At 63.8% G+C, this 8,594-nt stretch carries 8 protein-coding genes; 2 read left to right on the forward strand and 6 right to left on the reverse strand.

Annotated elements, in window-relative coordinates:
- From MOV75_RS18290 to MOV75_RS18315, 6 genes are all read right to left on the reverse strand, one after another.
- A partial coding sequence (locus MOV75_RS18290) for a HAMP domain-containing protein (RefSeq protein WP_247006321.1) occupies window positions 1–1,218 on the reverse strand: 1,218 nt, incomplete at its 3' end.
- Between the two features lie 203 nt (window positions 1,219–1,421).
- Window positions 1,422–3,164, reverse strand: a complete 1,743-nt coding sequence (locus tag MOV75_RS18295; RefSeq protein ID WP_246926846.1) for a methyl-accepting chemotaxis protein — start codon at window positions 3,162–3,164, stop codon at window positions 1,422–1,424.
- 202 nt (window positions 3,165–3,366) lie between these two features.
- A complete protein-coding gene (locus tag MOV75_RS18300; protein WP_246926849.1) occupies window positions 3,367–3,630 on the reverse strand; it encodes a hypothetical protein in 264 nt (87 codons plus the stop codon).
- 168 nt (window positions 3,631–3,798) lie between these two features.
- Window positions 3,799–4,398, reverse strand: a complete 600-nt coding sequence (locus MOV75_RS18305; protein WP_246926864.1) for a hypothetical protein — start codon at window positions 4,396–4,398, stop codon at window positions 3,799–3,801.
- 113 nt (window positions 4,399–4,511) lie between these two features.
- Window positions 4,512–5,498, reverse strand: coding sequence for an MDR family oxidoreductase (locus tag MOV75_RS18310; RefSeq protein ID WP_246926868.1), 987 nt, complete (start codon window positions 5,496–5,498; stop codon window positions 4,512–4,514).
- Window positions 5,499–5,539: 41 nt separating this feature from the next.
- Window positions 5,540–6,793, reverse strand: a complete 1,254-nt coding sequence (locus MOV75_RS18315; protein ID WP_247006323.1) for an MFS transporter — start codon at window positions 6,791–6,793, stop codon at window positions 5,540–5,542.
- 331 nt (window positions 6,794–7,124) lie between these two features.
- Here MOV75_RS18315 and nadA point away from each other — a divergent pair, with 331 nt between their 5' ends.
- Together nadA and MOV75_RS18325 are read left to right on the forward strand one after the other, a co-directional pair.
- Complete coding sequence (gene nadA, locus MOV75_RS18320) at window positions 7,125–8,231, forward strand: quinolinate synthase NadA (protein WP_246926887.1); 1,107 nt, start codon at window positions 7,125–7,127, stop codon at window positions 8,229–8,231.
- Between the two features lie 181 nt (window positions 8,232–8,412).
- Window positions 8,413–8,594: FAD-dependent oxidoreductase (locus MOV75_RS18325; RefSeq protein WP_247006325.1), on the forward strand; the 182-nt coding region annotated here is incomplete at its 3' end.

The raw sequence follows: 8,594 nt of genomic DNA on the forward strand, positions 1-8,594 counted from the left end.
GGCCGCGGAAAGCTCGCCGACACGATCCGTCGTGGCGCGGGCCTGGATGACCGCCTCGCCGGCGACGCGGGCGGATTCCTGCACCTGGCGGCTGATCTCGGTGATCGAGGACGACAGCTCCTCGGTCGCTGACGCCACCGACTGCACGTTGGTGGACGCCTCTTCGGAGGCGGCAGCCACCACGGTGGTGAGCTCCTGCCCGCGTTCTGCAGTCGATGTCAATGTCGACGCCGAGGCTTCCAGTTCGGTCGCAGCCGAGGACACGGTATCGACAATCTCACCGATCGCGGCTTCGAAGCCGTCGGCCAGCCTATGCATCTCGGCCTTGCGCTGCGCGGCTGCAGCCTGATCCTGCCTGATCTTGGCCTCGGCCTCCTCACGCGCCTTCTGTTCGGACACGACCTTGAACTTTTCGACGGCCGCAGCCACGCCGCCGACCTCGTCCTTACGGCCGAGCCCGGGCAGCACCACAGAAAAGTCGCCGCCCGCGAGCGTATCCATGGCCACGGTCAGCGCACGGATCGGCCGTGCGATGGTCAGGAACGACATCAGCCAGGAGCCAACGAGGACGAGCGCGGCGAGCGCGCCGACGATCATTCCGATGTGCTCGCTCGACGCCATCTCCTTGAGAGAGAGCGCGATCTCGTCTTCGCCCTTGTGTTTGGCAAAATCGGCGATCTGGCTGGCGATCTGATCCATTTCGGCCGCAAGTGGCAGCGTCGCTTCGCGGGTAAGACGCGCCGCTTCTTCGACGAGCTTCGCGACACGGGCAGTCGTATCCGCTCCCGTCGGGGCAATTGCCTCGCCGCGGATCGCAGCCACCTGCTGGGCTGCCTTGACATAATTCGCACCGAGACTCTTGAGCTTCTCCATCCGCGTCCGGTTTTCGGACACCTGCGACAGCTTCAACATCGCTTCGGCAAGCTTGGTCAACGTTCCAAGTCGTTCGAGGAGAGCCTCGCTCGCCTTCTGCAATTCGCCTGCGTTGTTGGCCAGCCGAATGTCCCGGACGGCGAGCTGCATGCTGCGCACCGCAAGCTTGGCTTCCACCGCCTCGCGCGCCAATTCCAGTTGCGCGAATGCAGCCTGATTGGAACGACGCACATCGCCGTTGCCGACAAGATGACTTGCTATCATGGAAAGGACCAGCAGGATGGCGAAGGCCGACGCGATCGCAAGCTTCGTCGCGATCCGCACATTCTGAACAAGGCTCAACATGGCCACGTTTCCCTGGGGAAATTCGCAGCCAAATCATTGTCGGCCGCCCAGGCGTTGATCGCCCTTGCCCAAAACGTGAGCGACTGCCATTCCGAATTGGTTAATAATGGCTCCCGGAAAAATACTGGGTCAGCGCGAAAAGCCCTTGCAATCCAGCACGGTACGCGCGCGCATGAGGTTAATCACACGCACTGATAGGAACGTCAGGCGGCGCGCACGGTGCCGAGAAACCTGCTGACCTCGAGCTTGAGGCGATTGCTGTCGCCGGACAGCATCTGCGCGGCGGACAGCACCTGCGAGGACGCCGAACCCGTCTCGCTCGCGCCGCGCTGCACGTCGGTGATGTTGGACGACACCTGATGAGTGCCCTCGGCCGCCTGCTGCACGTTGCGGGAAATTTCCTGCGTCGCCGCGCCCTGCTCCTCGACGGCGGCAGCGATGGTCGAAGAAATCTCCGACAGCTTCTCGATAGTGTCGCTGATGTCCCTGATCGCGCCAACCGATTGCTCGGTCGCGGATTGGATGCTGGCGATCTGCTGCCCGATTTCACCTGTCGCCTTCGCAGTCTGCTCGGCGAGCGCCTTGACCTCGGAAGCGACGACGGCAAAGCCGCGTCCAGCCTCGCCGGCGCGAGCGGCCTCGATGGTTGCGTTGAGCGCCAGCAGATTGGTCTGGCCGGCGATGGTGTTGATCAGCTCGACGACGTCGCCGATCCGCGCCGCGGCCGCGGAAAGCTCGCCGACACGGTCCGTCGTGGTGCGGGCCTGGCTGACCGCCTCGCTGGCGACGCGGGCGGATTCCTGCACTTGGCGGCTGATCTCGGTGATGGAGGAGGAAAGTTCCTCCGTTGCGGATGCCACCGACTGCACGTTGGTTGATGCTTCTTCCGATGCTGCCGCCACAACGGTGGTGAGCTCTTGTGTGCGCTCGGCGGTCGACGTCAACGTGGTAGCGGAGGCCTCAAGCTCGGTCGAGGCCGACGACACCGTCCCGACGATCTCGCCGACGGCGCCTTCGAAACTGTCGGCCAGCCTGTACATCTCGGCCTTGCGCTGCTCGGCCGCGATCTGATCCTGCCGCATCCTGGCGTCCGCTTCCGCGCGCGCCTTCTGCTCCGAGACGACCTTGAATTTCTCCACGGCACCGGCGACCTCGCCGACCTCGTCCTTGCGGCCGAGGCCGGGCAGCACCACCGAGAAATCGCCGCCGGCAAGCTTTTCCATCGCCACCGTCAGCGCGCGCATGGGCCGCGCGATGCTGAAGACGGAGAAGATGCACGTTCCGATCAGGACCAGCGCGACCAGCACGCCGGTGACGAACGACGTCCGGCCAACCGACACGGCCTCGGCTTCCGCTTCGGCGCGCGCCTCACGGCTCTTCTGCTTGGCGAAGTCGGTGATCTGGTTTGCCAGCTCGGATATCTCTTCGTTGATCGGCCCCAGCGTCCCCTTGCGGATACGATCGACCTCAGACGCGAGCTTTGCGAGCTGCACCGACGCTTCGCCGTCCTTCTTCCCGTCGAGTGCGAGTTCCTGCTTGCGGATGGCCTCGATCTGCTGCTGACCTTTGCCGTAGTCGCCGATCAGCGCGGTCAGGCGATCGATCCGCTTGTGATTTTCAGCCGAGCGCGACAGCTTGGCCATCTCACCGGCGAATTTCAGCGCCGCCGTCTGCCGGTCGTTGAAATAGGTGGCGGCCTTCTGCATCTCGGCCGGAGCAGACGCCATCAGGATATCGCGAATGCCGATCTGCATGCCCCGGACCGACGCCTTCGCTTCCGCGGCGTTTTGCGCGATCGCCTGCTGTCCCGACGCTTCATTGCCGAGTTTCTGGACTTCGGCATTCCCGCTCGTCTGGAGGAAGATCATCAGCGCGACGAGCCCGATGGTCAGCGCGGAGGTGATGGCGACCTTGGTGCCGATTCGCAGGTTCTGAATGAACGTCATCGAAAATATCCCCGGATACGCATTTGCCGCGACGAAGCGCGAAAACTCCGGGAAGGCTAAACTGGAAGTACCTCGTTAACGTTAAGTGCGACCGCTGCAGGCTAGGTAGAATTACGCACGGCTCTTGCCTAAACCCAGTCGAACTCCACACGTTTTGCGCGCAATGGCACGTAGTTTCGCGGATTTGCAAGCATCGCATTCGTTAACGCGCGCCCTCGCTCGGCGACGCCGTCAGCGGATGGCTCTCGCCGACGAGGCTGATGCGGAAGACTGGCTGCTTGTTCTCGTCGAGCAGCTCCATGCACCACTCGGCGTTCGGCTTCAAGCCGCGCGCGATGCCACCGAGCAGGTTGGCGCAGACCTCTGTCATCTCGGCCCAGGCGGCTGCGCGATCGTCGAACTCATACGGCTGGTCGGCGGCGCCGGAATAGCGACCGGTGCTGATGCGGAAAAAGTACAGCGACATCGTTGAACCCTTTTATCGGGCCGCGCCCCCCTCCCGGCCGTACGCAAACTGGAGCGCGAACAGCTACCAAGGCATGAAAGCCGCCGTCCGTATGACTACGGCGCGGCGGCTTCGTGTTCGATGGACGTCTTCAACGAAAAAGTGTGCGGACTGACGCGCGCGGCCGTCTCACTGGGTCGAACGGCGCAGCTCCAGCGGGCCCTCGTTCTTGGCAGGCTCCGACCTGGTATCCGACTTCACCGGCTCGAGCCGGCTGCTCTCGACGCGCGGCGTCTCCACGCGCGCGGCAATCTCGGTGTTGGACGAACCAACCGAACCGGTGTGCTCCGACCTGTGCAGCGAGCGCGGCCGGGCCGCGGCGCGGGCCATCAGCATCTGGTTGCCGCCCTGGTGATGGAAGTCACAATAGGCGAAGCCCATGCCCGACACCGAGCCGCGGAAGCTGCGATCATCGGTCTTTTCGAGGTTGAAACAGGGCTCGAACGGAATGCCCTTGATCGAGGCGCAGACGTTCTGGCCGCGGATCTGGAGCGTGTTGCCGGGCAGGCGGAGATGTTTCACCGGGCCCGCGCCTGAGAACTGCACCGCACCGGCGGCGCCGAGGTCGTCGAGGATTCGGCCTGCACCGCGGGTGCCGTCGAAACAGGTGAAGGCAAACACTTTGCCGGCCACGAAGCGACGCGCCTCGTCGGCGTTCATGCTTCCGGCAATGGCCGGCGCAAACGTTGCTGCCGCCGTGACAGCCCCCAACACAATACGCGCAAGCATGCTCAACTCCGAACCAACCCCCGCAGCGGGCGATGCCTTATCTCTTTACCCGCTGCTTACCATACGAACCATGGCGACATTGAAGCAGCTTGGTTGGTAAAGTCTGAACGCCGTTAGACAATTTTTACCACGATGCGGCCGCGGACCTGACCGGCCAGGATTTTCGCGCCCCATTGCGGAACTTCGTCGAGCGGGATTTCCTGAGTGATTTCAGATAGTTTTGTCCGATCCAGATCGGACGCCAAGCGCTGCCACGCGGCCTTCCGCGGCTCGATCGGGCACATCACGGAATCGATGCCGAGAAGGCACACCCCGCGCAAAATGAAGGGCGCGACAGACGACGGCAGGTCCATGCCGGCCGCCAGGCCGCAGGCCGCAATTGCCCCGCCGTATTTCGTCATCGACAGCAGATTCGCCAGTGTGGTCGAGCCGACGCTGTCGACGCCGCCCGCCCAACGCTCCTTTGCAATCGGCTTGGCCGGTGCCGATAATTCATTACGGTCGATGACTTCAGCCGCGCCGATCTCTTTCAGGTAGTCGGCCTCCGAGGCACGGCCGGTCGAAGCGATGACGTGATAGCCCAGCTTCGAAAGCACGGCCGTGGCGACCGAGCCGACGCCACCGGCGGCACCCGTCACCACCACGGGACCGCTCTTCGGCGACAGACCGTGCTTCTCCAGTGCCAGCACCGAGAGCATCGCGGTGAAGCCGGCGGTGCCGATCGCCATGGCATCGCGCGCCGACAGGCCTTGCGGCAAGGCCACCAGCCAGTCGCCCTTCACCCGCGCCTTCTCGGCATAGGCGCCGAGATGGGTCTCACCCATGCCCCAACCGGTGCAGACGACCTTGTCGCCAGCCTTCCACTGCGGATGCGAGGATTGTTCGACGGTGCCGGCGAAGTCGATGCCGGCGATCATCGGGAAGCGGCGCACCACCGGCGCCTTTCCGGTGAGCGCAAGGCCGTCCTTGTAGTTCAGCGTCGACCATTCGACGCGGACGGTGACGTCGCCGTCCATCAGCTCGGCTTCGTCGAACTGCGTCAGTGCGGCAGTGGTGCCCTTGTCCGCCTTGTCGATCCGGATCGCCTTGAATGTGGCCACGACTGAACTCCCTGACTGGTTTGACCGGGATGTTTAGCCGATCAGGCCGGCTGCGCAACTGCCCGTGCGACGGGTTTCTCGACGATCGGAAGATTGATGAGCGTCGAGAGCACACCGAACAGGATCGAGAGCCACCAGATCGGCGTATAGGAACCGAAGCGCTCGAAGACGATGCCCCCTAACCAGACGCCGAGGAAGCCGCCGACCTGATGGCTGACGAAGGCGAAGCCGTAGAGCGTTGCAAGCCAGCGCGTGCCGAACATCAGCGCCACCAGCGCCGAGGTCGGCGGCACCGTCGACAGCCATGTCAGGCCGGAGACCGCACCGAACGCGATCGCCGAGAACGGCGTGATGGGGAACGAGATGAAGGCGAGGGTCGCCAGCGCACGCGTGAAGTAGATGGTCGAGAGGATGTAGCGCTTGGGCAGCGAGTTCTGGAGATAGCCGACGCTCAGCGACCCCACGATGTTGAACAGGCCGATCGCCGCGATCACCCAGCCGCCGGTTTGCGCGGTGATGCCGCGATCGACCAGGAAGGCCGGCAGATGCACGGTGATGAAGGCGAGCTGGAATCCGCAAGTGAAGAAGCCGAGCACCAGCAGCACATAGGAGCGGTGGCCGAAGGCTTCGGCAAGCGCCCTGGTGAAGGTCTGATCGTCCGCGGGCGTCGCGTGCGTCGCATGCGAAACCCGCGGCGTCGAGAGCGCCAGCGATAGCGGGATGATCAGCAACATCAGGAAGCCGAACACGGAAAGCGCCTGCTGCCAGCCGAAATTGTCGATCAAGGCGACGCCGATCGGCGCGAACAGGAACTGCCCGAATGATCCCGCCGCCGTGCCGGCACCAAGCGCAAGGCCGCGCTTCTCGGCCGGCAGGAGCTTGGCGAACGCCGACAGCACCAGATTGAACGAGCAGCCGGCGAGACCAAAACCGACCATGACGCCCGCACCGAGGTTGAGCGACAACGGCGTCGAGGAGTAGCGCATCAACAGCAGGCCGCCGGCATAGAGCAGAGCGCCGACGCACATCACCCGGAACAGGCCGAAACGATCTGCGACCGCACCGGCGAACGGCTGGCCCAAGCCCCACAACAGGTTCTGCACGGCAATCGCGAGGCCAAACACGTCGCGGCCCCAGGAGAATTCGTGACTCATCGGCTGCACGAAGAAGCCGAGCGCCGAGCGCGGTCCGAAGCCGAGCATGCCGATCGCACAACCGCAGAGAATGATGACCGCCGGAGTGCGCCAGTTGGAGGAACGTGAGGCCGGAGCAAGTTCGCCCGCTGATGTCGACATGTTGTCCTCGTCTGTCTTTGGCGGACTGGCAAAGCGGCGGCCGCGAACATGCCATTTAATGCACTTGCATGAAAACCCCAAGTCAAAAACGGTTGCATTCCACGGGGAGCTGCCGCGGGAGCATTGCGTTTCAATCTGGCCTCGCCGACCGCCAAGCCCGTGCTTGACGGAAATGTGTGCGGAAGAATCTGGCGGTCTTCAGCAGAGCGTGTTATCTTCGATTTGCTCATACTGAGCATATTTGACTCGATTTGCTGGCCGTCCGGCCAGATTAATTGGGCCCCATATATGCTCACTATGAGTATAAACGATATCTGCAAGGGAGGCTTCGATGCCGATCGCTGGAATTTACGGGCCCGACGACTTTGCCAACCGGCCCCAGGGCCAAGTCACCGCCTCCCCTCGTGCCGCGCCGGCACGAACGGGACCCGCGCTGCCAACGCCCTCACTGGCATGGACGCCGGAGGTCGCGCGCGCCACCGCGCCACTCTATGAGCGTGTGAAGCATGTGATCCCGCCGATCGAGTGGCCGCTGATGGCGCCGACGATCCAGGCGATCAACGAGCTGAAACGCGCGCGGGGCGCGGTGATCCTCGCGCACAATTATCAGTCCCCGGAGATCTTCCACTGCGTCGCCGATATCGGCGGCGATTCACTTCAGCTCGCCGTCGAAGCAACCAAGGTGAAGGCCGGCATCATCGTCCAGTGCGGCGTGCACTTCATGGCGGAGACGTCGAAGCTGCTCAACCCGGACAAGACGGTGCTGATCCCCGACATGCGCGCCGGCTGCTCGCTCGCTGCCAGCATCACCGGCGCGGACGTCCGCCTGCTCCGCGAAAGATTTCCCGGCGTGCCCGTGGTCGCCTACGTCAACACGTCGGCGGAGGTGAAGGCCGAGGTCGACATCTGCTGCACCTCGTCGAACGCGGTGCAGGTGGTCGAGAGCCTCGGCGCGCCAAGCGTGATCTTCCTGCCCGACCGCTATCTCGCCACCTACGTCGCCTCGAAGACCGACGTGAAGATAATCGCCTGGAAGGGCGCCTGCGAGGTGCACGAACGCTTCACCGGCAAGGAACTGCGCGAGTTTCGCGAGGCCGATCCCTCGGTGCAGATCATCGCGCATCCGGAGTGCCCGCCGGACGTGCTGGCGGAAGCCGACTTCACCGGCTCAACCGCGCACATGATCAACTGGGTGCGCGAAAAGCGGCCGCGACGGCTGGTGATGATCACGGAGTGCTCGATGGCCGACAATGTCCGCGCCGAGCTGCCCGACGTGGAGATGCTGCGTCCCTGCAATCTCTGCCCGCACATGAAGCGCATCACGCTCGCCAACATCTTGGAGAGCCTGCTGACGCTGCGCGATGAGGTGACGATCGATCCCGCGCTTGCGGTGCGTGCGCGGCGTTCGGTCGAGCGGATGATCAATCTGAAGAATTGAAGGGAAAATGTAGCGGCAAACACCAATGTCGTCCCGGACAAGCGCAGCGCAGATCCGGGACCCATAACCACCGGGAGATGTGGTTGCGAAGAAAGGCAACAAGCAGCTTCGCAAGACAACTTCCGCCGCGGCGTATGGGTTCCTGCGTCCGCAGGGACGACAGATGAGCAAGAGGAAACACATGACCAACAACATCCACAACCTCACCCGCAGCACCGACGAAATCGTCATCGTCGGCGGCGGCCTTGCCGGACTGTTCTGTGCGCTGAAGCTCGCGCCGCGGCCGGTGACCTTGATCTCGGCTGCGCCGCTCGGACTGGGCGCATCCTCCGCATGGGCGCAAGGCGGCATCGCCGCGGCAGT

It is taken from the genome of Bradyrhizobium sp. PRIMUS42, from assembly GCF_023006515.1.
Taxonomy (GTDB): domain Bacteria; phylum Pseudomonadota; class Alphaproteobacteria; order Rhizobiales; family Xanthobacteraceae; genus Bradyrhizobium.

What these genes read in the sequence shown, in the direction of transcription:
- MOV75_RS18300 (WP_246926849.1), bottom strand. Translation starts at nt 3,630, where the DNA reads ATGTCGCTGTACTTTTTCCGCATCAGCACCGGTCGCTATTCCGGCGCC.
- nadA (WP_246926887.1), top strand. Translation starts at nt 7,125, where the DNA reads ATGCCGATCGCTGGAATTTACGGGCCCGACGACTTTGCCAACCGGCCC.
- MOV75_RS18305 (WP_246926864.1), bottom strand. Translation starts at nt 4,398, where the DNA reads ATGCTTGCGCGTATTGTGTTGGGGGCTGTCACGGCGGCAGCAACGTTT.
- MOV75_RS18295 (WP_246926846.1), bottom strand. Translation starts at nt 3,164, where the DNA reads ATGACGTTCATTCAGAACCTGCGAATCGGCACCAAGGTCGCCATCACC.
- MOV75_RS18315 (WP_247006323.1), bottom strand. Translation starts at nt 6,793, where the DNA reads ATGTCGACATCAGCGGGCGAACTTGCTCCGGCCTCACGTTCCTCCAAC.